Origin of the sequence: Streptomyces sp. NPDC051172 (assembly GCF_040682555.1) — a bacterium.
GTDB lineage: Bacteria > Actinomycetota > Actinomycetes > Streptomycetales > Streptomycetaceae > Streptomyces.
The window spans coordinates 1-1688 of the sequence record NZ_JBFBBE010000317.1; the positions used below are offsets into that span (position 1 = coordinate 1).

At 73.6% G+C, this 1688-nt stretch carries 2 protein-coding genes; both read right to left on the minus strand.

Annotated features, from left to right (window positions below):
- Window positions 1–430, minus strand: a 430-nt coding sequence (locus AB0N07_RS50680) for a PIG-L family deacetylase (protein ID WP_365847733.1), incomplete at its 3' end; no start/stop codon positions are given.
- A gap of 56 nt (window positions 431–486) precedes the next feature.
- On the minus strand, window positions 487–1688 hold a 1202-nt coding region (locus AB0N07_RS50685; protein ID WP_365847735.1), incomplete at its 5' end, for a trypsin-like peptidase domain-containing protein.

A 1688-nucleotide genomic window follows, 5' to 3' on the forward strand; every position in this document is an offset into this window, starting at 1 on the left:
GCTCCGGGTACGCGTACGGGTTCTCGACCGCCGGGTACGCGGCGCGCACCACGGCCTCGCCGCAGGCGAGGTGGTCCGGGTGGGCGGCCTGCATCCGCTCCCAGTCCCGCTCGGGGTGGGTGCTGAGGACGACGTCCGGGCGGACGCGGCGCATCAGGGCCACGAGCTTGCGGCGCACGCCGTGGTCCGGCTCGAGGTGTCCGTCGCGCTCGCCGAGGAAGTGGACCTCGGCGGCACCGACGACGGCGGCGGCCGCGCGCTGTTCGGCGTGCCGGCGGGCGGTCATCGCCTCGGCACCCTCCGAGTCGAAGCCGCCGGCGTCCCCGTCCGTCACGATGCACAGCTCGATGTGCAGCCCGGCCGCGCTGAATCCGGCCAGGGTGGCGGCGGCCCCGAAGTCGAGGTCGTCCGGATGGGCGCCGACGGCCAAGACCCGGCGCCAGCCGTGGTGGGCGGCGAGCTCAGCGGGGGTGGTGAGTGTGGTGGTCAGGATTGGGTGTCCTCCGTGAACGTCACCTCGGTCTTCTGCTCCGCGCCGTCGCGGAGGTAGGTGACGTCCACCGAGTCTCCCACGCGGTACTCGCGGACGACGGCGGTGAGGGACTCGGAGTCGATCACCGCGCGGTCGCCGACGGCGGTGATCACGTCGCCCTCCTTCAACCCGGCCGCGTCGGCCGCCGACCCTTCCACGACCTGCTGGACGCGGGCGCCGTCGCTGAACACGGTCTGAGCGTTCTCGCCGCCGCCCTGCACCTCGGCGGGCTCCGGGGTGACGCTCACGCCGAGCATGGCATGCGTGGCCTTGCCGTGGTCGATCAGGTCCTGCGCGACCCGCTGGGCGTAGTCCACGGGGATGGCGAAGCCGACCCCGATGTTGCCCGCCTCGCTCGGGTCCTGGCCGGTCGAGGCGATCGCGACGTTCACGCCCACCAGGCGACCCTCGGCGTCGACGAGCGCGCCTCCGGAGTTGCCGGGGTTGATGGCCGCGTCGGTCTGCAGCACGTTGATGTACACCTCGCCCCGGGTGCCCTGCGGGGTGCCCGGCAGCTGGAAACGGTACTGGTCGGAGCCGGAGGACGAGCCGGAGCTCTCGCCCTGCGGCTCGGGCGCCTCGGAGGACGCCACCGCGATGGTCCGGTCCAGGGTGGAGATGATCCCGTCGGTCACGGTGTTCGGCAGGCCCAGGGGGGCGCCGATGGCGACGGCCTCGTCCCCGACCTTCAAATCCCCGGACCGGCCGATCTGGATGGGGGTGAGGTCCGGGGCGTCGATCTTGATGACGGCCAGGTCGGACAGCGGGTCGGTGCCCACGACGGTGGCAGCGTAGACCTCCCCGTCCGAGGTGCGCACCGTCAGCTCGGCGTCGTTGGCCTGGCCGCCGAGGGTGACCACGTGGGTGTTCGTGAGGATGTGCCCCTCCGTGTCCAGGATCGACCCGGAACCGGAACCGGAGGCGGAGCTCGACGTCGCGGAGATGGTCACCACGGAGGGCAGCGCGGTCCTCGCGGCGTTCCCCACGGCGGTGTCCGCCACGGGCTGTCCCCCGGCCTCGGCCGAGGTGTCCGTCGCCTGCGAGGACGAGGAGCTCGCGGCCTCGGACGCGGCCTCGCCGCCGTCCTCCGCGACCGCGCAACCGGAGAGCCCCACCATGAGCACGGCCGCGGCGAGCAGGCCCGCCCCGGCACGGG